29 protein-coding genes and 1 pseudogene are annotated in these 19,398 nt (G+C 52.7%); 29 read left to right on the top strand and 1 reads right to left on the bottom strand.

Annotated elements, in window-relative coordinates; all coding sequences use genetic code 11:
• Window positions 1-830 precede the first annotated feature (830 nt).
• A complete protein-coding gene (locus CRO23_RS13600) occupies window positions 831-1,493 on the bottom strand; it encodes a helix-turn-helix domain-containing protein (RefSeq protein WP_080377027.1) in 663 nt (220 codons plus the stop codon).
• Between the two features lie 41 nt (window positions 1,494-1,534).
• Here CRO23_RS13600 and CRO23_RS13595 point away from each other — a divergent pair, with 41 nt between their 5' ends.
• The 29 genes and pseudogenes from CRO23_RS13595 to CRO23_RS13450 all read left to right on the top strand — a co-directional run bounded on the left by CRO23_RS13595 (window position 1,535) and on the right by CRO23_RS13450 (window position 19,383).
• On the top strand, window positions 1,535-1,747 hold the full coding sequence (locus CRO23_RS13595) for a transcriptional regulator (RefSeq protein WP_060706484.1): 213 nt from the start codon (window positions 1,535-1,537) through the stop codon (window positions 1,745-1,747).
• 25 nt (window positions 1,748-1,772) lie between these two features.
• Window positions 1,773-2,063: a CII family transcriptional regulator gene (locus CRO23_RS13590; protein WP_060706485.1), complete on the top strand. Its 291-nt coding sequence runs from the start codon at window positions 1,773-1,775 to the stop codon at window positions 2,061-2,063.
• Window positions 2,064-2,071: 8 nt separating this feature from the next.
• The gene (locus tag CRO23_RS13585; RefSeq protein WP_097102235.1) at window positions 2,072-2,344 is read left to right on the top strand and encodes a hypothetical protein; all 273 of its coding nucleotides are present in this window, start codon (window positions 2,072-2,074) and stop codon (window positions 2,342-2,344) included.
• Window positions 2,345-2,358: 14 nt separating this feature from the next.
• Window positions 2,359-3,096 (top strand): KilA-N domain-containing protein, encoded by a 738-nt coding sequence (locus CRO23_RS13580; protein ID WP_097102233.1) that lies wholly within the window; start codon window positions 2,359-2,361, stop codon window positions 3,094-3,096.
• A gap of 31 nt (window positions 3,097-3,127) precedes the next feature.
• Window positions 3,128-3,265 (top strand): annotated as a pseudogene (locus tag CRO23_RS25310) (DUF4222 domain-containing protein); the annotation flags it as partial.
• A complete protein-coding gene (locus CRO23_RS13570) occupies window positions 3,262-4,284 on the top strand; it encodes a helix-turn-helix domain-containing protein (RefSeq protein ID WP_097102231.1) in 1,023 nt (340 codons plus the stop codon). The pseudogene CRO23_RS25310 and the gene CRO23_RS13570, both read left to right, overlap by 4 nt.
• Complete coding sequence (locus CRO23_RS13565) at window positions 4,281-5,255, top strand: DUF968 domain-containing protein (RefSeq protein WP_097102229.1); 975 nt, start codon at window positions 4,281-4,283, stop codon at window positions 5,253-5,255. The genes CRO23_RS13570 and CRO23_RS13565 overlap by 4 nt, the downstream gene beginning before the upstream one ends.
• On the top strand, window positions 5,252-5,608 hold the full coding sequence (locus CRO23_RS13560; RefSeq protein WP_097102227.1) for a RusA family crossover junction endodeoxyribonuclease: 357 nt from the start codon (window positions 5,252-5,254) through the stop codon (window positions 5,606-5,608). The genes CRO23_RS13565 and CRO23_RS13560 overlap by 4 nt, the downstream gene beginning before the upstream one ends.
• Window positions 5,605-6,003, top strand: coding sequence for an antiterminator Q family protein (locus tag CRO23_RS13555; protein WP_097102225.1), 399 nt, complete (start codon window positions 5,605-5,607; stop codon window positions 6,001-6,003). The genes CRO23_RS13560 and CRO23_RS13555 overlap by 4 nt, the downstream gene beginning before the upstream one ends.
• A gap of 208 nt (window positions 6,004-6,211) precedes the next feature.
• Window positions 6,212-6,982 (top strand): hypothetical protein, encoded by a 771-nt coding sequence (locus tag CRO23_RS13550; protein ID WP_097102223.1) that lies wholly within the window; start codon window positions 6,212-6,214, stop codon window positions 6,980-6,982.
• On the top strand, window positions 6,966-7,358 hold the full coding sequence (locus CRO23_RS13545) for a hypothetical protein (RefSeq protein WP_097102221.1): 393 nt from the start codon (window positions 6,966-6,968) through the stop codon (window positions 7,356-7,358). The genes CRO23_RS13550 and CRO23_RS13545 overlap by 17 nt, the downstream gene beginning before the upstream one ends.
• A gap of 180 nt (window positions 7,359-7,538) precedes the next feature.
• Entirely contained in the window at window positions 7,539-7,856 is a 318-nt protein-coding gene (locus CRO23_RS13540) for a phage holin family protein (protein WP_060441685.1), read from the top strand.
• Complete coding sequence (locus CRO23_RS13535; protein ID WP_097102219.1) at window positions 7,843-8,277, top strand: lysozyme; 435 nt, start codon at window positions 7,843-7,845, stop codon at window positions 8,275-8,277. Before CRO23_RS13540 ends, CRO23_RS13535 begins: the two co-directional genes overlap by 14 nt.
• On the top strand, window positions 8,274-8,654 hold the full coding sequence (locus CRO23_RS13530; RefSeq protein WP_097102217.1) for a DUF2570 domain-containing protein: 381 nt from the start codon (window positions 8,274-8,276) through the stop codon (window positions 8,652-8,654). Before CRO23_RS13535 ends, CRO23_RS13530 begins: the two co-directional genes overlap by 4 nt.
• Window positions 8,545-8,811 (top strand): Rz1-like lysis system protein LysC, encoded by a 267-nt coding sequence (gene lysC, locus CRO23_RS25185; RefSeq protein ID WP_217992225.1) that lies wholly within the window; start codon window positions 8,545-8,547, stop codon window positions 8,809-8,811. Before CRO23_RS13530 ends, lysC begins: the two co-directional genes overlap by 110 nt.
• Before the next feature lie 230 nt (window positions 8,812-9,041).
• Window positions 9,042-9,692, top strand: a complete 651-nt coding sequence (locus tag CRO23_RS13520; protein ID WP_097102213.1) for a putative metallopeptidase — start codon at window positions 9,042-9,044, stop codon at window positions 9,690-9,692.
• Window positions 9,693-9,723: 31 nt separating this feature from the next.
• A complete protein-coding gene (locus CRO23_RS13515; protein WP_097102211.1) occupies window positions 9,724-10,179 on the top strand; it encodes a DUF2280 domain-containing protein in 456 nt (151 codons plus the stop codon).
• Window positions 10,176-11,423 (top strand): PBSX family phage terminase large subunit, encoded by a 1,248-nt coding sequence (locus CRO23_RS13510; RefSeq protein WP_063919325.1) that lies wholly within the window; start codon window positions 10,176-10,178, stop codon window positions 11,421-11,423. The genes CRO23_RS13515 and CRO23_RS13510 overlap by 4 nt, the downstream gene beginning before the upstream one ends.
• 21 nt (window positions 11,424-11,444) lie before the next feature.
• Window positions 11,445-12,773 (top strand): anti-CBASS protein Acb1 family protein, encoded by a 1,329-nt coding sequence (locus CRO23_RS13505; RefSeq protein WP_097102209.1) that lies wholly within the window; start codon window positions 11,445-11,447, stop codon window positions 12,771-12,773.
• Window positions 12,757-13,683 carry a phage minor head protein gene (locus CRO23_RS13500; protein WP_077038805.1) on the top strand — a complete coding sequence of 309 codons (927 nt, stop codon included), beginning with the start codon at window positions 12,757-12,759 and terminating at the stop codon, window positions 13,681-13,683. The genes CRO23_RS13505 and CRO23_RS13500 overlap by 17 nt, the downstream gene beginning before the upstream one ends.
• 3 nt (window positions 13,684-13,686) lie before the next feature.
• The gene (locus tag CRO23_RS13495; RefSeq protein ID WP_097102207.1) at window positions 13,687-14,952 is read left to right on the top strand and encodes a hypothetical protein; all 1,266 of its coding nucleotides are present in this window, start codon (window positions 13,687-13,689) and stop codon (window positions 14,950-14,952) included.
• 12 nt (window positions 14,953-14,964) lie between these two features.
• Window positions 14,965-15,411 carry a gp53 minor capsid family protein gene (locus tag CRO23_RS13490; RefSeq protein ID WP_097102205.1) on the top strand — a complete coding sequence of 149 codons (447 nt, stop codon included), beginning with the start codon at window positions 14,965-14,967 and terminating at the stop codon, window positions 15,409-15,411.
• Between the two features lie 17 nt (window positions 15,412-15,428).
• The gene (locus CRO23_RS13485; protein WP_097102203.1) at window positions 15,429-16,505 is read left to right on the top strand and encodes a major capsid protein; all 1,077 of its coding nucleotides are present in this window, start codon (window positions 15,429-15,431) and stop codon (window positions 16,503-16,505) included.
• Window positions 16,506-16,514: 9 nt separating this feature from the next.
• Window positions 16,515-16,808, top strand: a complete 294-nt coding sequence (locus CRO23_RS13480) for a hypothetical protein (protein WP_097102201.1) — start codon at window positions 16,515-16,517, stop codon at window positions 16,806-16,808.
• 66 nt (window positions 16,809-16,874) lie between these two features.
• Window positions 16,875-17,273, top strand: a complete 399-nt coding sequence (locus CRO23_RS13475) for a DUF7370 family protein (protein ID WP_097102199.1) — start codon at window positions 16,875-16,877, stop codon at window positions 17,271-17,273.
• Window positions 17,274-17,444: 171 nt separating this feature from the next.
• Window positions 17,445-17,792: a hypothetical protein gene (locus CRO23_RS13465; RefSeq protein WP_097102195.1), complete on the top strand. Its 348-nt coding sequence runs from the start codon at window positions 17,445-17,447 to the stop codon at window positions 17,790-17,792.
• Window positions 17,793-17,794: 2 nt separating this feature from the next.
• The gene (locus tag CRO23_RS13460; protein ID WP_097102193.1) at window positions 17,795-18,193 is read left to right on the top strand and encodes an HK97 gp10 family phage protein; all 399 of its coding nucleotides are present in this window, start codon (window positions 17,795-17,797) and stop codon (window positions 18,191-18,193) included.
• The gene (locus CRO23_RS13455) at window positions 18,190-18,573 is read left to right on the top strand and encodes a phage tail termination protein (protein ID WP_097102191.1); all 384 of its coding nucleotides are present in this window, start codon (window positions 18,190-18,192) and stop codon (window positions 18,571-18,573) included. Before CRO23_RS13460 ends, CRO23_RS13455 begins: the two co-directional genes overlap by 4 nt.
• A gap of 60 nt (window positions 18,574-18,633) precedes the next feature.
• Window positions 18,634-19,383 carry an Ig-like domain-containing protein gene (locus tag CRO23_RS13450; RefSeq protein WP_097102189.1) on the top strand — a complete coding sequence of 250 codons (750 nt, stop codon included), beginning with the start codon at window positions 18,634-18,636 and terminating at the stop codon, window positions 19,381-19,383.
• Window positions 19,384-19,398: the final 15 nt, after the last annotated feature.

The following is a 19,398-nucleotide window of genomic DNA, read 5'->3' as shown; positions in this document are numbered from 1 at the left end:
AACGATACGCCACCAGATAAGTGAGACGCCGGCGTTAACCGGCGAGATAAAAACCGACACCAGCCCAGCAGGCAGCGCATAAGACAAACACGCCAAGCCAGACGATTTGATTGAATGTCATGATTGCCTCAGTGCGCCCTGTAGGGCGCGGTGTTTTATGTAATTAGTGCCGACCACTTGCGAGCCCGACGTCGGTTGTCCCAGGCTAATTGCACGTAAGTTCCGCGTAATGGCGATAGTTTCCATCTTGCCGCCTGGCTGCGGTAATAGGCGCATTCATCAGCGCATTCACGTGCAAATATTTCTGGTGTTGTCATCGTGTAACCCTCTGCTGTAGTGGTTTTATGCCTACCACCCCACACTGGCAGCGGCAGGGTAAATCCACTCTTTCCCTAAAGAACGTCTCCGGTCGATCCCTCTCGGGGCCGGGGAGTGATTGCATCGCTCACCCCTGGGCGTCTTACCTGTGTGGCTTCCTGCCGGTGACGTTGTTGCTGTCGATGGAATTGATAATAGCTATGAGTATTATCAATAGCAATACGTATTAAGATTGAATCAATAGCAATTGCTATAATGCTCTGTTTTGAAAGTAAATTTAGTTGGTAAAAAATTGTGCTAAGAGGAGGGGGTAAGGTCTGTTGTGTGATTTCTGGCAGGGATTAACGCTTTGCAAATTCTTGAGAAAGGATTAAAGTTTGAAAATAACTGTACATATAAACAGTATTTTTGAGTGTTTTTTTACACCCGGGGTTTCATATGATTGAGATGTTAGTGCGGCGTGCGGCGGGAGTGTACGAAAAAGAAACCCTGCCAGGGCAGGGTTTGGGGGATTACATTCTGAAGTCGCGTAGCAGTAAAACAACAACACCGATCAATGAATCTGGCGCTAGTTCAATCAATGGAACCCTGGCATCGTCAACGGATAAGTATCCATGTGACCCGCCATCAACAAAGCGATAAGCAGAAACCGAGTTATTCACTTTTGCTACTACTAAATCCCCGGATCCTGGCGTAGAGGCCGAGTCAGCAATAACAATGGAACCCGCTGGCGCCTCAGCGCATCCGCTATTTCTTTTAAGAATGAAAGCTTTCCATGATGGTTCGGCTTTTCCTTTCGGCGAAATCACAAAGTCATCAGTAGCCCCGCTTTCATCCCATACAGGGATCTGGCTGTATTTTTCAATGCGAGTTGTCATAGGAGGTGATTCACCTTCCATTTCACCAACGCCATTAGCCAGCCAGTCAACATTCACACCAAGGGCATTAGCAATATCGACGAGCCGTCCCGAAGTTTTTGCCTTTCCTTTAGTTAATCGCCAGATGGTCGGCTGAGCAACGCCTGATGCCTCAGCAAGAGCTGCTTGAGTCATGTTGTTGCGTTTGGCCATCGCCATGTTAAGGCGTTCTGCAAGTGTCGTTTTCATGCCAGCAAATTTATAGCCACGCGTATTAAGCGTCAAATTCGCATTGCTATTGCAAGTGGTAATACGCATTGCTATTATCATCCTTGAATAATACGTTTAAGGATTAAAAGATGAACAAAGCTATTCAAAAAGCTGTAAGCATCGTCGGTAGCCAGCAGGCGCTCGCCTCCTTATGTGGAGTCTCCCAACCGACAGTTTGGCGCTGGCTGCATGGTGGCGGCATTGACGCTCTTTACGTTAAGCGCATCGAAAACGCTACAGGCGGAAAGGTTAAGGCCGTAGAGATTCGTCCAGACCTGTCGGATCTGATTACAACAAACTGATTTTTAACAAGGAAGATTATTACAGATGCAAACCGCAACAACACGCAACGAAGCTCAGGCGATCCAGAGCGACATCATGAGCCGCATTGCAGCTATCGGGGTGACAAGCCTGGCCGGCGCGATCGGCGTTGATAAATCGCAGGTGAGCCGCTGGCAGAGCAAAGGGGGGCTGGTGGAGAAAGCGAGCCTGCTGCTGGCCGCTACCGGCTTCAAGCGTTCGGAAACCATGCTGACGTTCAGGGGCGAGGAAGTCGCTGATCTGGCTCGTGGGTTAATGGCGATGCTGGAGCACATCCGGGAACCAAAGACGGAATAGGGGGCTTTATGGCCTGGGACACGTTTGTTTACGACAACATCAAGAAGCAGCTGGTGAAAGAGGGATTCAGCGAAGCGCTGGCTCAGGGGGAGGCAAACCATGGTGCTGATCACTATCGCCGTATGTCGCAGGCGAGCCGCAAAGGGATGGCATTCGACGATTGCCTCACCCGAGCCAGGCAGTTTGCATTGGCAAGCGGTACGAAGGACGAGAAGCCAGAGAAGGCAGGCAAGAAAGCAAAAAGCCGCGCAGCTGCAACTGCACGGCCTTCACTAATCTGATTTGGAGTTCTGCTATGAACAACCTGATTGTGATCGAAGAGACCGCCATTCGTCAAGACTCGGCTGGCCGTTACTGCCTGAATGACCTGCATCGGGCAGCTGGTGGCGAGGAGCGGCACAAGCCGAAATACTGGCATGCCACCCAGCAAACGCAAGAGCTTGTGCAACTTTTGACCGAGGGAGGAATTCCCCCCTCGGAACAAAATCAACCAATTAGCGTTATTCGCGGCGGTTTAGAGCAGGGCAGCTATGCCTGCAAAGAGCTGGTTTACTCCTACGCCATGTGGATCAGTGCTGCCTTCAACCTGAAGGTGATACGTACCTTCGACGCAGTGCAAACCGCATCACCGATGACCGAGCTGGAAATGATCGCTCTGATGGCGACCAAAGCCGCCGAGCAGCAGCGCCAGATGAACGCATTACAGCTGCAGGTGAGCGGCGTAACCCAGCAGATTGAAGAAATCTCGACCGGCGCTATTCCTCCGGGTTGGCAGACTGTCCGCAACCTGGTTGCTGAATCCGGCCTTTCCGACGGGAAGGTGAGAGCGTTGATCAGCGCCTTCCATGTACCCAGCAAGAAAATCCCCTTCAACGCACCTGGCGGCATTCTGACGAATGCGACGGTGGCGAAAGAGGACGATTTCATGTCTGCCCTAGGCGAGGTACGCCGAACGGCGACGCGCGCCTGCCGCAGCAAGTACTGGTATCACCCGCGCCTTGGCCGATTTGAGATGAAAGAGCTGCATGACTAGCCGCGAGGTTGATCGGTAATACGTAGACAGCCACGGCATCCGCGTGCATGTCATCCGTTGGGACATCGGCGAGAACCGAGTGATTTTCCTGCGTGATGGTTATGAGCATGGCGAGTGCTTCAGGTCTGTCGAGAACTTCAAAGAGAATTTTAAGCGAGTCGAAGTATGAGCATGAACCTGATGGCGCAGGCTATGAGCATCAAAGTGGGTAACCCTCTGCGAAAGCTGGTGCTGATCAAGATAGCCGACAACGCGAACGACAAGGGCGAGTGCTGGCCTTCATATCAGCATGTCGCTGACCACTGTGAGTGCAGCAAAAGCGCTGTGCGGGCGCACATTGAGGCATTGATAAAGATGGGTTTACTCACCAAAGAGAACCGCCTGGGCGTGAATAACGGCAAGGGTAATACCTCGAATCTCTACTATCTGACACTGGATAACCCTGTGCCGCCAGAAAGCATAGCCCCCTGTGCCGTCAAAAAGCATAGCCCTATGCCGCCAAAAAGCACAGGGGTATGCCAGCAGGTGACACAGGGTGTGCCGTCAGAAAGCACACCCCCTATGCCAGCAGATGGCACCAGAACCAGTCACTCTTTTGAACCAGTCATTGAACCAAAAGAACCCCCCCCCATAGCCCCCCAGAACGATGCTGGAGCATCGAACCAATCAGATGAGGCTGGGGAAGTTCTCGGTTTTCTGAATGAAAAAATCAACGGCAGGACGCCAAAGCGTGCCGACACGTTGCGTGAGATTACCGAGCGTCTGGCGGACGGCAACAGCGCCGCCGAACTGAAGCTGGTGGCTGAACACCGCGCAAGTCTGCTGCTGGGCGATCCGAAGATGGGCCACATGCTCAGCGCCAAGATGATTTTCGATGCCGTCCGGTTCGGTGGTTATCTTGCTGCTGCCAAGGCCTGGGATCGTCAGCGCAGCCACAAAGCTGCTATGGCCGAAGCAGTCGAACAGCAGCGCCAGGAGCCGGTGGTCGGTGACGCGCCGGAGATTGATTTCGATGAGGCTTTCGATCGCCTGATCCGTGATGCAGCGATGCCAGAAAATGACGCTGAGAAACGCGCGCAGCAGCAGGTGCGTAAGAACGGATTTGGCAACGTGGACGAGAGCAAGGCTCGCCAGCAGTGGCGCCCAATTTTAACCAGAGCTTATGCAATGTCAGGAGTTCAGGCATGAGAGCGATAGTCAAGGCAGCGGTACAACGTGAACTGGGCATTGTGCTGATCCCAGTTACTGAGGAGATGGCGTTTCACATGAACGGGCGCCTGATGATTTCTACCATCCCTCGTAAATTTGTGGATACGCCTGAAGGCGTTTTACCGCCGGTAGAGCATGAGATCGCCAGCGACCCACGGTTACAGGTTTTCTTCCAGAACGAGCGAGTCATAAACGCCTGCGGCGGGATTAACGCGATTGAAGCATGGGCGACGCAATTCACGAAATGCCAATACAGCAAACATGACCGACCATCTACGATTCTGGACACTGAGCGCGTAGGGCATTCCGCCGTTCGCATTTGCCCCCAGTGTTACAAACAAAGCTGTGGCTCATCGCCGAAGCTGGAAAAAATTGCAGCACGTAATACTGCTCGCTGGATAGCTGAGACGGCGAAGCACCGCTTGAAGTCGGAAGGCCCGCTAACCATTCCTGAGCTGCTGCTGTGGTCGATGTTGGCCGGGGTGTTCGATCTGATCCCAGAAGAAGTGGCGCGCACAGTGACCGACCGGCCTGAACCAAAGGTAATCAGCGGCACCCGAAGGGAGTCCGAAATTGATTGTCTGCCGGCGGTTAAAGAACTCATCGCTAAGCAGGCGGTCAAGTGCTTCACAGTAGACCCGGCACCACAAAAGGCCTTCATGTTGCGACCGAAGCTCACCCGCGTAGAGGACAGCAAATATACCCGCTGGGTAAAGACTCGCCCCTGTTGCGGTTGCGGAGCGCGCTCAGACGACCCTCACCACATCATCGGTCACGGTCTAGGGGGGATGGGAACCAAGCCCAGCGACTACCTGACAATCCCGCTGTGTCGTACCTGTCACCGCAATTTGCATGACGACCCAGCAGCTTGGGAAGCGGAACATGGTAGCCAAACCGATTTACTGGCGCAGTTCCTGGATTACTCCATTGGCATCGGGGCGATCGCATGAAAACGTACCCGGTCACGCCAATACCCAAGCCACGAATGACACAAAAAGATAGGTGGGCGAAGCGCCCGCCAGTTCTCCGCTACCGGGCATTCTGCGACGAGGTGAAATTAAATCGAATCTCGCTGCCTGAGAGTGGCTATCACGTGACGTTTGTTTTACCCATGCCAGATAGCTGGAGCAAGAAGAAACGCGCTGAGATGGCCGGGAAACCGCATCAGCAGAAGCCTGATGCAGACAACTTACTAAAAGCCCTTATGGACGCAATCTACTCTGAAGATTGTGCCGTTTGGGATGTCCGCGTAACCAAACGCTGGGGAAATGCCGGCGAGATAATCATCAAGGAAATTATATGAGAGATATCCAGTTGGTATTAGAGCGTTGGGGCCAGTGGGCGAAAGACAATAGCGGTGTGGACTACTCTCCAATCGCAGCAGGATTTAAGGGGCTTCTGCCGAATACGAACAAGAGTAAACCATCATGCTGCGATAATGACGGTCTGATTGTTGACGGCGCCGTGGGTAGATTGAAGAAGGTACGCGACGAAAGAGAGCTTGGAGTAATCATGCTTCACTACCGATACGGGGTATCAAAGTCGGAGATAGCCCGTAGATGGAAGGTTTCAGAAGGGAACATAAGGCAAAAGCTGATGATGGCAGAAAGCTTTATAGAAGGCTGTTTAGCTATGACGGGGGCTACGCTTGAGATGGACGCATGGACGAGCAGATCTGAAATTTCGACTGTCGCGTAAATTTCTGCTTTTCGTTACGAATTTTACTGGCTATTGTGATAAGACTGGTTACGTAGTGACGTAGCTTATCAACTTTCATAACCTCGCCTTGGCGGGGTTTTCTCGTTTTGTAGGTGCCAATGTCTGATTTTGCTTGCTGGTTAGATACACACCTTGTGAACAGGCATAGATTGGTCTAATCTTCGACTCAGTTTACGAAGGATTAGATATGCCTCAGCCATTACCTAAGTATGTAGAAATCAATGATGAACTCACAGACAGACTAAGTGCTGATAGTGTGTTGTCAGAAATGGAATTCTATCGTTACATTAAATCGATAGAGTCTATTAAAGACAAAGCTATGCAGAACTATCTGTTTGCGATGACATACGCGGCCTATGGTGAAAAAGAAAAAGCAATCCCATTTTTTGAGCAAGCTATCAGTGATGGTGTAATAATTGCTCCTAACAACTACTTGGCTTACATCAACAATGTAGGCACGTTCACAGAGGTTAGGGATCTTTCTTTGCGCTTAGCGCAACTGTATGTAAATAAACAAATTTTGCATACTGCCTACCAAAGTTGCCTTTTCAGTGGTGATATAGAGCAGGCTACTTTATACGCTGTAAGATACATAAATATTGCTGAAGGTAAGGAGAGCCAGGAAATGGCTAAGACTCTTGCAGAAGCAAAAAAAGAAGTAAGTAAGTTCAAGGAGATAGTAGGGCTGTCTGATGACGATTTTAAGAAAATTGCTGGCAACGCTATACATGTCCTTGAGCATCATGGCGCGAAAATATCTGGGTTAGCATATCAGAGCATACAAGAGGAACATTCTTCATCATATGTGGTAATGGTGAAGGGAAACGATCCTGAAAAAATTGCTGAAATGAACATTGATCTTGCATTTGCCCTTGCTGACTGCGAACAACTTACAGATAAACGGTTCAGCGCCTGGTTCAGAGGGCAGGAGGGTGAAGGCAATGTCCGTAACTCCTGAGGATTTTATCACCTTTGCGAATGATTGTGTTGGTAGGGCTGATGAAATCGGCTTTCGCAATGCCATAGCTCGTGCTTACTACGGTGCCTATCATTTGGTTAACCCACTAATGAAGCATGGCCCGAAAGAAAATCATCAAGGCTTAATTGATTACATAAAAGGTGATGCTGCGCGGGGAAGTGAAAGCTATGAGAAAAGATACTTAATCGCGATTTCATATGTGCTTCAATCCCTTAAAGATCAGAGGATTATATCTGATTATGATCTGGAAGCAAATATCGGGGAAGTGCAAGCTAAAGCGGCCATTATAACCGCAAATAAGCTTGTAACAAAATGCACAGAAATGACTGCGGGAAGTGTTGCTGCATCATCATGAGCTAAGTTGTAAACATGAACCCTGATAGGGTTATCCATAAAACAAGGCTGCCTTCGGGTGGCCTTTTTGCATTTCAGCCCCAGACAACATACTACCCGCTCTAATAGCCAAAATTTATGGCTGGTGGCTGAACCCTACCCATAACCCGAAACCGGGAAAGAGCCCCGGAAGGGGGAGGTTATGAAAATGCCCTGGAAGAACGAACCCAACATCCTATCAATGCTGATTGCGTTCGGCATGACTTTGCTGGGAGCCATTGCCAGTTACTCATTCAAGGTGCTGAACGGCGAGGCCTTTAGTTGGCGCACGCTGTTTCTGCAGCTCTTCGTTTCTATCTTCGCCGGGTTAACCATGGTGATGATCGCCTTACATTACGACTGGCCGTCAGAAGTGATGGGCGGCGTGTGTGGTATGGCTGGTTGGTCTGGTGCGTCACTGATTAAGGCGCTGGAACGTCGATTCTTGAATAAAGCAGGTGATGGCTATGAAAACCAGTAACAACGGGCGCAATTTCATCAAGGGTTTTGAGCAGCTTCGCCTGAAGGCATACCCAGACCCCGGCACCGGCGGCAAGCCCTGGACGATTGGCTGGGGCCACACCAAGGGCGTTATGCAGGGCGACCGAATTACCCAGGAACAGGCGGAGCAATTCTTCTCTGATGACTTGGCCGTGTTTGAGCTGACGGTCAACAGCGCGATTAAGCGCCCGATGACGCAGAACCAGTTCGACTCGATGGTATCGCTGGCATTCAACATCGGCGGCCCTAACTTCGCGCAATCCACTTTGGTGAAGAAATTCAACATCGGCGATGTGCAAGGCGCAGCGGATGAGTTCCCCAAATGGCGAAACTCGGCAGGTAAAGTTATGCCAGGATTGGTGAAGCGCCGTGCAGCAGAGCGCGAGATGTTTCTGTCATGAACACCTCATTCAGCTTCCGCACGATGGCGATCGGCCTGTTGCTGGTGGCGCTGATTGTTGCCGGCAGGCTGGCATTTTACTTCCACGGCACCGCAGTAAAAGCCGGTGAGCAGGTTAAGCAGCAGAAAGAGACGCTGGCGCAGCAGTCAGGACTGATCTCAACCCTGCAAGCACAAGACCGGAAGAACAGAGCCTTGGCAGCGGAGCAACAACAAAGAGAGCAGCTACTACGCCAGCGCGAGGAAACCTACCAGAGGAAAATGCGAGATGCACTTAAAGGCAGTAAATGTGGGAATAGTCCTATGCCTGCCGCTGTTGTTGAGCTCCTGCAGCAGAACGCCGCCAGCACCGCAGCAAATCGTCCTGTTGCCCCCTGAATCCGTGTTTACTCCCTGCGTGCAGCCAAGCCTTCAGGGTGACACTTGGGGCGATGCGGTGAGCTACACGCTGGCGCTGCAAACAGCGTTATCAATCTGTGCCGGCCAGGTGGTCACGCTGAACCAATGGCGTGAAAGTATTGGGAGAGAAAAATGACATGCAACTTGGTCTGTGAAATCAAAATTCGTCGTTGGGTCACCCCGGTGTTGGTCATCGCGTGCCTAACAAAATGGGATTGGCTACTGATGAAATGCATCAGCATGAAGATTAAAGCTGTCCCAACTAAGGGTTAGCATTACAGGTGGCATTCACTGAGTGCCACCGATAATGCCAGCGGCAAGAAATGACTGAATCCGCTCCGGCGGGTTTTTTATTGGGAGAGAATCATGGCTAAAGCGGCACAGGATGAGAGCCATGAGAGGCGACCCTACCCACCGTTACGGTTTATCGAAGACCATCAGCTGACGCCTTATATCGGCCTGGTGCCTGCAAACGAGGTGCAGGAGTGGATGAAGCGTCAAATTATCGACGATTCCGGCAGCCTGTTTAACCCTGACCACGGACACCTTGCAGACGCTGATCTGCGCTTTATGTGGGCGTCGTCGGCGTTTGAGAAGAAAGGGCGCCATGTGCTAGGCCAGGCTGAAGAGGTAGCGATGCGCGCCGGCGGCTGGCAGAAAGCCAGGATGGAACAGCAGATGCTCGAGTGGTTCGGCGAGGTGCCGAAATTCATCATCACGCTCGCTGCTGACTACTGCTCACAGTGTTCTGATGCTGAGTTTTGCGCCCTGGTCGAGCATGAGCTTTACCACATCGCACAGGCGACAGACGATTTCGGCGCACCAAAATTCAACAAGGAAGGCCAGCCGGTGTTGAAGCTGCGCGGACACGATGTTGAGGAGTTCGTTGGCGTGGTTCGCCGGTATGGCGCCAGCGTGGAAGTTCAGGAACTGGTTGATGCGGCCAACAGGCCTGCGGAGGTGGCACAACTAAACATTGCCAGGGCGTGCGGTAACTGCATGTTGAGGCTGGCGTAAAGCTGTATTCAGATTGTCATGGAGGTGACCAATGGCAGCATTATCGACAGAGGTTAAAGCCTTCATTGTTCAATCACTCGCCTGTTTCGAAAGCCCGACAAAAGTCATTGAGCTTGTAAAGGCTGAATATGGCATCGATGTCTCACGGCAGCAGGTGTCACAATACACGCCCGGCAACGCAATGGCGTCCAAGTTGAGCCAGAAGTGGATCGACCTGTTCAATGTCACTCGTAAACGATTCCAGAATGAGATCGCCGACATCCCGATCGCAAACAAAGCGTACCGGTTGCGCGTTCTTGACCGAATGGCGACCAATGCTGAAAAGATGAAGAACTACGGTATGACCTCGCAACTTATCGAGCAGGCGGCCAAAGAAATGGGTGACGCCTATACCAATCGCCAGAAAGTAGAGCACACAAGTCCTGATGGCAGCATGACCCCGAAGCCTACCATCATCCAGTTACTGCCCGTTGAGCCGAAAGCATGAGTGAAGCCGTTCAACTACCGATCCCAGCAAAGTTAGCTCCGCTGTTCACCGTCATGGATAAGCGCTATCGCTGCTCACACGGTGGCCGCGGTAGTGCTAAGACACGCACCTTTGCCATGATGACAGCAGTAAAAGCCTACCAGGCTATGATGAATGGCGAAGCTGGGGTAATCCTTTGTGCTCGTGAGTTCATGAACTCACTGGAAGAGTCGAGCATGCAGGAGGTTAAGCAGGCGATCCTGTCGGTGCCATGGTTAGCAGCCAATTTCGATATTGGTGAAAAGTACATCCGAACCATCGATAAGAGTGTGAATTATGTGTTCTGTGGTCTGCGGCATAACCTCGATAGCATCAAGTCGAAGGCGCGGATCTTGCTTTGCTGGGTTGATGAGGCTGAATCAGTCAGCGAAATAGCCTGGCAGAAGCTGAGCCCTACCGTACGTGAGGAAGGATCAGAGATTTGGGTAACGTGGAACCCAGAGCGCGACGGTAGTGCCACTGATAAGCGTTTTCGCAAAGAGGCTGGCGATGACTGCATTACCGTTGAGATGAACTACACCGATAACCCCTGGTTCCCCGACGTGCTGGAAGGTGAGCGGCTGAACGATGAGCGCCGTCTTGATCCGGCAACATACGCATGGGTATGGGAAGGGGCTTACCTCGAAAACTCGGATAAGCAGGTACTGGCCGGCAAATATCGGATTGCTGAATTTTCCGACAATCTCTGGAAAGAGGCGGAACGCCTGTTCTTCGGTGCCGACTTCGGTTTCGCTAAAGACCCGAATACGTTGGTGCGTTCATTCATTCTGCATAACCGCCTTTACATCGAATATGAGGCATATGGTCAGCACACCGAACTTGACCACATGCCTGAGCTGTACGACACCATTCCCGGTGTGCGTGACTGGCCCATTAAGGCCGACTCAGCGCGCCCGGAGACAATCAGTTATCTCAAGCGACAGGGATTCAATATTTCAGCTGCTGAAAAGTGGCAGGGAAGCGTTGAGGACGGGATCGCCCATCTCCGTGGCTTTGACGAAATAATCATTCATCCTCGCTGCAAGAACGTGGCGCGCGAGGCACGGCTCTGGTCTTACAAAACTGACCGTATCACCGGTGAAGTGTTACCAAAACTGGCAGATGGCAATGAGCACTGTTGGGATGGGATACGCTACAGCTTGGATGGACATATCAAACGCAAATCTCAGGCCGTCGGGATGCTGATCCCTAAGCGACTTCGGTAAACCATTCCAAACGGGAACCACATGAATAAAAATCTCCAGCTGGCCGTCAACCACGCGTTGAACGACGCCAGGATTGAGCGTGCTCGTATGGCGATGCTTGGGCCATCTATGGGCCTGGATAATAAACGCGGCTCCGCCTGGTGCGAATACGGCTTTCCTGAGCAGATCACTTACGACAATCTTTATTCACTGTATCGCCGCGGTGGTATTGCGCATGGCGCCGTGGAAAAGCTGGTGGGCAAATGCTGGCAGACCAACCCGGAGATCATCGAGGGTGATAAGGCCGACGAGAAGCGCGCGGAAACTGCCTGGGAGAAAAAACTCAAACCGGTATTCACGAACCGGTTATGGCGCGCTTTTGCAGAAGCTGACCGCCGACGGCTTGTCGGGCGTTACTCTGGCATTTTGCTGCACATCCGCGACAGCAAACCATGGAATACCGAAGTAGCCAGAGGCCGAGGCCTCGAAAAAGTCACGGTAGCCTGGGCTGGATCACTAAACGTGAGCGAGTGGGATACCGGTATTAGCTCGCAAACATATGGCCAGCCGAAGATGTGGCAATACACGGAGCGGCTTTCAAATGGCGCCACGCGCCGTGTCGAAATCCATCCAGACCGGATCTTCATCCTTGGCGACTACACCGACGACGCTATCGGATTCCTTGAGCCAGCATATAACGCATTTGTCAGCCTGGAGAAAGTAGAGGGCGGTTCTGGTGAGTCATTCCTGAAGAACGCAGCGCGGCAGTTGGCGCTTAGCTTCGACAAAGAGATCGACTTCGGCAGTCTGGCGTCTATGTATGGCGTCAGCGTTGACGAATTGCAGGACAAATTCAACGAAGCCGCGCGCGAGATGAACCGCGGCAACGATGTGCTGATGAGCCTACAGGGTGCAGCTGTTACCTCCCTTGTTTCCCCTGTGTCTGACCCAAGCCCAACCTATAGCGTGAACCTGCAAACGGCTTCTGCCGGCGTTGATATTCCTTCGCGGATACTGGTAGGCAACCAGCAGGCTGAGCGCTCAAGCACCGAAGACCAGAAGTACATGAACGGACGCTGCCAGAGTCGCCGCGGTGATCTATCGTTCGAAATTGAAGACTTCTGCGACAAGCTGATCGACCTGAGAATTATCGATTCTGTCGGCCAGAAAACGATCATCTGGGACGACCTCAATCAACAGACTCGTGCTGAGCGCCTGGCGGACTCTAAGGCCATGGCAGAAGTGAACAAGGCTATGGTTGAAAGCGGTGATACGGCGCCGTTCAGCGGTGAGGAAATTCGCACTGCTGCAGGATTTGAGACTGAAGGCGGCGACCCGCTTGGAGAGGCAGGGGATGACGACGAAACCTAAGCCTCCAATCCTGCCGAGCAACATCAAAGATCCCACAGGAGTTGATAAGTTAGAGCGTGGCGCCATGCGTGAGTTTGCAAAGCGCATGAAGCTGATAACGAAAGGCTATATCGACATCCTCAACCGCATCCCCTCCGAACCCGTCGTAAACGAGCGCTACACCTTCCGTCTTGACCAAGGGCTTCTGTCGATGCTGCTACAGAACGGCGAAGCGCTGGTGGACGAAATACTGCTGGAGGGTGGGGAGTTCAATCTGTGGTTCTTTGGCCGCTATGTGTCTGTCGCTTACCAGCGAGGAACGGCGCAGGAGTATTACAACCTCTCCCAGCAATCCTCTGCTTACGCTGCCGGCCAGCAGGATGTTCCCAACATCTTGTTGAGTGAACCCTATCAGCTGCGGCTGATTCTGGTCAGAGCGCGTGAATTCGAAGAGATGAAAGGGCTTAGCGCTCAGGTTAAGAGCGATATGGCGCGAATTCTGACTGATGGCATTGCTAGGGGGCTCAACCCGCGGGACGTAGCCAAAAACCTCAACGAGCAAACCGGCATTGAAACCCGGCGCGCGAATCGCATTGCCAGGACGGAAATCACTACCGCACTGAGGCGAGCACGTTGGGATGAGGCTCAGGATGCGCAAGACCGCTATGGCATAAAAACAAAGCTGCTTCATATCTCTGCGTTGAGCCCTACTACCCGAGCAACGCACGCCGCCAGGCATGCTCACCTGTATACGCAGGATGAGGTGAGGGAGTGGTACACGAAGAACGGAAACGCCATCAACTGCAAATGCTCGCAGCTTTCCGTGCTGGTGGATGACAAAGGGAACCCTCTCACTCCTTCGATCATCGACAAAGCCAAGCAGACGTTCAACGACATGAAGGAGAGAGGCTACAAATGGGCAGAGGGTTAATCCATGAAAGTTCAAGTTAACGTCACTACGAAGGTCAACAGCCAGACAATTCGCCGGGAGTCATACAACGGACGCGAGCATCTTGTTTTGCCGAGCTACACACTGCCGGCAAACGTGGTCATGAATGATGGGCTGTATACGGCCAGCGAAATAGATGCTCACTATCAAGGGCTAGAAGGCACGCTGGCGCCGCTGGGGCATCCTCAGCTAAATGGCGCATTCATCTCTGCCTTTTCTCCTGAAGGTATCAACCAGGGCCATATCGGTGCCTGGAATCGCAATGTGAAGAAATCTGGCAACCGGATCTACCTGGAGAAGTGGGTTGATACCCAGATCGCTAACCAGAGTGAGGGAGGCAGGGAGCTTATCACCCGCGTAGAAGCCATTGAGCGCGGTGAAGATGTTCCACCTATTCACACCAGCGTTGCGGTATTTCTCGACCAGCTTGAGCCCAATGAGCAACAGAAGGCAACAGGCGCCAAATGGGTGGCGAAGATTCACGGCATGGATCATGACGCAATCTTGCTGCATGAAGTGGGCGCAGCGACGCCCGAGCAGGGTGTTGGTCTGATGGTTAACGCTGACCTTGCTACGCCGTTAAAGGCCAACTCTGGCGCGCTGATTGGCGAATCTTACCGGGATCGTGAGCAACGTCTCGACCGCGCAGCAAAAGAAAGATTCGCTCCCGGCGAAAATGAATATGCCTGGGTGGCTGATTTCACCGACTCACAGGTGGTGATCATCCGCAACGGCGGCGCAGCCCAGGTTTATGGCTACACGTCGGAGGGCGGAAAAATCACCGTCGATGAAACCGGCACACCGGTTGCGCGGCAGGAATCCTGGGTGACGGTCGTCGCCAACAAAGTTAAATCTCTTTTCAATCCGCAGGGACAACCTGCAACCAACCACCAAACGGAGGGCGACATGCCTTTAACCACTGAAGAGAAACAAGAGCTGATCACCGAAATCGGTAAAGGCCTGGCCGCCAACTTCGCCGAGGCTCTCAAGCCGATCACCGAGAAAGTTGATGCACTGCAGGCCAACCATAACCAGTTGGCAGAAACCCTGACTGCAAACTCTCGCGCGGAAGAGAAAACCAAGCGTGAAGCCGTTGCGGCCGTTCTTGGTGAACTGGCTGCTAATGCCCTGACAGGCGAAGCGTTGGATGACGCTTTTAAGCGCCTGGGAAGCTCGGCTCAGTTGGGCGGTAACTCCGGTCAGCATCAGCAAGAAAATGGCGCACCTGCCGCCGAAGAACACTTCAAATAAGGGGGCTATCCAATGCCACGTTATCGTCGCGTAAACATCGACGGAAAGTCGCTGTATAAGACCGAAACCCGCATCACTGCAGCGGCACTTTTGCCAGGTACTGCTGCTGTCATCAACGCCAGCGATGAGTTCGCTCAGGCAACCGCGCTTAAGGGGCGAATCTACATCATCGATGTTGCCTACCATCAAGGGCTGAAAATCACCGAAGCGGTTCCTGCTGGCGATTCCGCTGTAGGCAACTACGTGGAAGAAGGCCGTGAACTGGCGCTGCTCTGCGTACCTGGTGCCTATAAGAAAGACAGCCCGATCAAGCTTGGCGCTAACGGCCAATTCACCCTGGCAACTGCTGACACTGACTCAGTGATCGGTTACAGCCAGGACGAAGCTACCATCGCCGCCGGCGCTACCGATTTCATCCGCGTGCGTATGCGCGTTGGCACTGTCGCCGCTGGCGCTTAAAAGAAGGATAAACGCACATGTATTTCTCCAAAGAGACATTGGCGGCTAATAGCCGTCTCGGCGGTCACTGGAATGAGCTGTGGGCGAACCGCAATATGTGGAACGCCAACCATAACGCCATGATCGCCGCAAACCGTGCGCATATGACGCCTGAAATGCTGGCGTGTAATGCGGTAGGTGGTTTCGCTCGCGAATTCTGGGCTGAAATCGATAACCAGATCCTGCAGCTGCGCGACCAGGAAGACGGAATGGAAATCATCAATGATTTGATGGGTGTCCAGACTATTCTTTCTGTTGGTAAAACTGCAAAACTCTATAACGTTGTTGGTGATATTGCTGATGATGTCTCAGTAAGCATTGACGGCCAGGCGCCGTTCTCATTCGATCACACTGAATATGATAGCGACGGTGACCCGATCCCTGTATTCACTGCAGGTTATGGGGTTAACTGGCGTCACGCTGCCGGCCTTAATTCCGTGGGTGTTGATCTGGTTCTGGATTCTCAGTCTGCTAAGTTGCGTAAAGTCAATAAGCGCCGGGTGGCCTATTACCTTGGCGGTGATGAAAAAATTCAGGTTCAGGGCTATCCGGCTCAAGGACTGAAGAATCACCGCAACAGCAAAAAGCTCAACCTGGGGGCTGGTGCCGGCGGCGCTAACATCGATCTGACCACCGCGACGATGACTCAGTTGTTCGAGTTCTTCGGTAAGGGGGCATTCGGTACGTTGGCACGCGATAACAAAGTTTCGCAGTACGACGTGATGTGGGTATCCCCGGAAATCTGGGCTAACCTGGCGCAGCCATACGTGGTCAACGGCGTAGTGAGCGGCAATGTATTGCAAGCGGTAATGCCATTTGCACCGGTGAAAGAAATTCGCCAGACGTTCGCGCTGAAAGGCAACGAGTTCATCGCATATGTTCGCCGCAAAGATGTGGTCTCCCCGCTGGTAGGCATGGCTCAGGGCGTTATTCCTTTGCCGCGCCCTCTGCCAAACGTTAACTACAACTTCCAGATCATGTCTGCTGAAGGTCTGCAAATCACTGCAGACGATCAGGGACTTTCCGGTGTTGTCTACGGCGCCGATCTGGCGTAAGGGGGAAACATGGCTAAATACGAAGTTATTCGCCCCTGGAATGGCGTAGAGATCGGGGATGTGCTGGAACTGGAAAAGCTTCACCCAGCGCTTAAATCTAATGTGAGGTTGATGCGTGGCGAGGCCGGCGGTGCGCTGACCCCGGCCACCCCGGATGCCGGCAACGAAACCAAGTCGCGCAAGGATGCTATCAAAGCGCGGCTCACTGATCTGGGGATTGAGTTCAAAGGCAACCTCGGCGAAGGAAAGCTCGCTGAACTGTTGCCGGAAGGCGAGCTCGAAAATCTGTTCCCTGCTGAATAACAGCCGCCGCCAAGGCGGTTTTTTTATGCCCCGTTTCGGCGGGGCTTCTTCTTACAGGAATCAGCCATGGTGACTAAAGAAAAGGCCAAAGAATATCTGGAGTCACAGGGTATCACTTTGCCTGATTTCGTCCTGGATGCGCTGGTGGAGCAGGTGAACAGCATTCAGGAATGTCTGGATGCGAATTACCCAGCATCCACAGCATTACTCATCCAGCTATATCTTCTCGGGCTTATGGGATTAGGCCAGGGAGATAAATACATCAGCTCTCAAACGGCGCCAAGCGGAGCATCGCGTTCGTTCCGCTATCAGTCATTCAGCGATCGCTGGAAAGGGGCGTTGAACCTACTGCGAGGGTTGGATAAACAAGGGTGCGCTACAGGCCTGATTCCACCTGACCCAACAAACAAGGCTTTTGCCGGTGTATGGATCGGAAAGGGCAGTTGCATGTGCGGTGGTGGTTGATGTCATGGATACCTGTCGCCGAACGGTTACCAAAGCCTTTTGAGCGCGTCTGGGTGAAGACTGATACGTCCAGGCAAACCACGGGATTCGTTAACGACCGCGGTGAGTGGAAATTTAATTGCCCGAAAATCGCGGCAGAACGGCCTGCGGTGATTAGCTGGAGAGAGTGACATGTCATCATTAGCCAACTGGTCATACACGGCTGAGGCCACCATCTGGCGCAATCTCGGCAATAGCGAAGCGGGCGATCCTCTGGGTTGGGCTCCGCCTGAAATTATCATGTGCGATTACCAGGGCGGACTCTCGACGAAGCTGAACAATATCGGTTCGGAAATCACTGTAAAAAACACTGTGTGGACTGAATTCACCGAAGCTAAGAAAGGCGACTATCTGCTTATCGGCGTGTCTACCATGGTAGACCCGATCGCCGCGGGTGCCGATGAGGTGGTACAGGTGATCCGCTATGCCGACACGTTTGAGCGACTGGCAGAGGATATAGCCATTCTGACGGGAGCGTAGCAATGGGCGTAAAGATAAAAGGTATCAAAGAGGCCCAGCGGCGCCTTGATGCCGTGGTTGAAGATGTCAGGACGAGAAAGGCGGTCATGGCCATCAAGTCGGCCGTGATGATAATCGCTAATGAAGCAGCGCTGATGACCCCGGTTGACACCAGTACCCTGATAAATTCGCAGTACCAGGAGACAATGATCAACGGTACGCGGATTACTGGCCGTATCGGGTATTCGGCCAACTATGCGGTCTATGTTCATAACGCCAGTGGCATCATGAAGGGGTTACCGCGGACAAACAACCGTGGCAATTACTGGGATCCTGCTGGTGAACCTAAATTCCTCACCAAGGCCGCAGAGAAAACCCGCCGGCAGGTGGGCGAGATAATCAGGAAGGAGATGATGCTGTGACACCTCCAATGTATCTCCGCCTGCGAAATCTTTTCGAGAGTGCAGGCCTAACCGCAGGGCTCACCATCCAAACTCTGATGTGGAACGACACGGGTAAGTTATCAGACGCCTTTATCGTGTTCCGGCCTGGTGGTGGTTCAGAAATTCAATACGACCGCGGCGGAGATTTCTTCGTAATGGTCGATGTTGTCGGGGCTAAAGGGAAGAACGCAGAAGCAGATGCCGCGGCGAACAAAATCGCCGACTACATCAGCAGCCAGCAGGGCGCTGATAGCTGTGTTGGCGCCATGCGCCTGCTTGGAGGCTCTCCAACGCCAATCCCATCAGCAGAGGGGCGATTAATCTACCGGCTTTTAGTCTGTTGCACCTACGGCGAATAACGCACATATCTATCCATCAGGCTGCCTCTGGGCGGCCTTTTTTATTTGAAGAGGTAACACATGCAAGGTTGTGCAAATGATACCGGCAAGCTGATCGGTAAAGTCGCGGTGCTGCGTATGGCTTTCGGCTGTGCTGACACGCTGCCGGCACTGAGTGACTGGAAGCGCCTCGGCGCGCTGACCACCAAGGGCTTCGACTTCTCGCCAAACTCCGTGACGTCTGAAGCGGACGACGCGAAAGGGCTGGTGGAGAACCTGGTAACTAGCATGGATTTCACCATTTCCGGTGAAGGTGAATTCCGCCGCAAAGACAAAACCACTGAGATCGGCGCTCTCAACATCTCCAAGTACATTTTCGATGAAGTGCAGGCTGGCCGGCAGCCGTCGATCTGGGTGCGATTCGATTTCGTCGGCGAAGACTCCGGCACCTACATCATGGGCTACTTCAACACTACGTCGTGGTCTGGTGACTTTGGTACGAGCGACATCTCCACCTTCTCCGGCGAGTGGAAAGTTGCTGATGCCGATACCGTGGTGTTTGAAGTCGCCGCGGATGTTCCGGTTACTGGTGTGACGGTGGCGCCAGCAACAGCAAGCATTGCCGTAGGGGCTACACAGCAACTTACCGCTACTGTGGCGCCGGTTGATGCCAGCGACAAAACCGGCACCTGGTCATCCTCGGCAACCGGTAAGGCAACCGTCAATCAGTCAGGTCTGGTAACTGGCGTTTCTGCCGGCGCGGCCACAATCACGTTTACCACCAACGATGGCGCCAAAACATCTACCAGTGCGATCACCGTTACCGCATAGCAAATGGTCGGGAAA

It is taken from the genome of Serratia sp. JKS296 (assembly GCF_900215445.1).
GTDB classification, from domain to species: domain Bacteria; phylum Pseudomonadota; class Gammaproteobacteria; order Enterobacterales; family Enterobacteriaceae; genus Serratia; species Serratia marcescens.
This window is presented reverse-complemented; position numbering and strand designations above follow the sequence as displayed.

Coding starts and splice junctions, on each gene's coding strand:
- CRO23_RS13600 (WP_080377027.1), bottom strand. CDS start 1,493: ATGCGTATTACCACTTGCAATAGCAATGCGAATTTGACGCTTAATACG.
- CRO23_RS13595 (WP_060706484.1), top strand. CDS start 1,535: ATGAACAAAGCTATTCAAAAAGCTGTAAGCATCGTCGGTAGCCAGCAG.
- CRO23_RS13590 (WP_060706485.1), top strand. CDS start 1,773: ATGCAAACCGCAACAACACGCAACGAAGCTCAGGCGATCCAGAGCGAC.
- CRO23_RS13585 (WP_097102235.1), top strand. CDS start 2,072: ATGGCCTGGGACACGTTTGTTTACGACAACATCAAGAAGCAGCTGGTG.
- CRO23_RS13580 (WP_097102233.1), top strand. CDS start 2,359: ATGAACAACCTGATTGTGATCGAAGAGACCGCCATTCGTCAAGACTCG.
- CRO23_RS13570 (WP_097102231.1), top strand. CDS start 3,262: ATGAGCATGAACCTGATGGCGCAGGCTATGAGCATCAAAGTGGGTAAC.
- CRO23_RS13565 (WP_097102229.1), top strand. CDS start 4,281: ATGAGAGCGATAGTCAAGGCAGCGGTACAACGTGAACTGGGCATTGTG.
- CRO23_RS13560 (WP_097102227.1), top strand. CDS start 5,252: ATGAAAACGTACCCGGTCACGCCAATACCCAAGCCACGAATGACACAA.
- CRO23_RS13555 (WP_097102225.1), top strand. CDS start 5,605: ATGAGAGATATCCAGTTGGTATTAGAGCGTTGGGGCCAGTGGGCGAAA.
- CRO23_RS13550 (WP_097102223.1), top strand. CDS start 6,212: ATGCCTCAGCCATTACCTAAGTATGTAGAAATCAATGATGAACTCACA.
- CRO23_RS13545 (WP_097102221.1), top strand. CDS start 6,966: ATGTCCGTAACTCCTGAGGATTTTATCACCTTTGCGAATGATTGTGTT.
- CRO23_RS13540 (WP_060441685.1), top strand. CDS start 7,539: ATGAAAATGCCCTGGAAGAACGAACCCAACATCCTATCAATGCTGATT.
- CRO23_RS13535 (WP_097102219.1), top strand. CDS start 7,843: ATGAAAACCAGTAACAACGGGCGCAATTTCATCAAGGGTTTTGAGCAG.
- CRO23_RS13530 (WP_097102217.1), top strand. CDS start 8,274: ATGAACACCTCATTCAGCTTCCGCACGATGGCGATCGGCCTGTTGCTG.
- lysC (WP_217992225.1), top strand. CDS start 8,545: ATGCACTTAAAGGCAGTAAATGTGGGAATAGTCCTATGCCTGCCGCTG.
- CRO23_RS13520 (WP_097102213.1), top strand. CDS start 9,042: ATGGCTAAAGCGGCACAGGATGAGAGCCATGAGAGGCGACCCTACCCA.
- CRO23_RS13515 (WP_097102211.1), top strand. CDS start 9,724: ATGGCAGCATTATCGACAGAGGTTAAAGCCTTCATTGTTCAATCACTC.
- CRO23_RS13510 (WP_063919325.1), top strand. CDS start 10,176: ATGAGTGAAGCCGTTCAACTACCGATCCCAGCAAAGTTAGCTCCGCTG.
- CRO23_RS13505 (WP_097102209.1), top strand. CDS start 11,445: ATGAATAAAAATCTCCAGCTGGCCGTCAACCACGCGTTGAACGACGCC.
- CRO23_RS13500 (WP_077038805.1), top strand. CDS start 12,757: ATGACGACGAAACCTAAGCCTCCAATCCTGCCGAGCAACATCAAAGAT.
- CRO23_RS13495 (WP_097102207.1), top strand. CDS start 13,687: ATGAAAGTTCAAGTTAACGTCACTACGAAGGTCAACAGCCAGACAATT.
- CRO23_RS13490 (WP_097102205.1), top strand. CDS start 14,965: ATGCCACGTTATCGTCGCGTAAACATCGACGGAAAGTCGCTGTATAAG.
- CRO23_RS13485 (WP_097102203.1), top strand. CDS start 15,429: ATGTATTTCTCCAAAGAGACATTGGCGGCTAATAGCCGTCTCGGCGGT.
- CRO23_RS13480 (WP_097102201.1), top strand. CDS start 16,515: ATGGCTAAATACGAAGTTATTCGCCCCTGGAATGGCGTAGAGATCGGG.
- CRO23_RS13475 (WP_097102199.1), top strand. CDS start 16,875: ATGGTGACTAAAGAAAAGGCCAAAGAATATCTGGAGTCACAGGGTATC.
- CRO23_RS13465 (WP_097102195.1), top strand. CDS start 17,445: ATGTCATCATTAGCCAACTGGTCATACACGGCTGAGGCCACCATCTGG.
- CRO23_RS13460 (WP_097102193.1), top strand. CDS start 17,795: ATGGGCGTAAAGATAAAAGGTATCAAAGAGGCCCAGCGGCGCCTTGAT.
- CRO23_RS13450 (WP_097102189.1), top strand. CDS start 18,634: ATGCAAGGTTGTGCAAATGATACCGGCAAGCTGATCGGTAAAGTCGCG.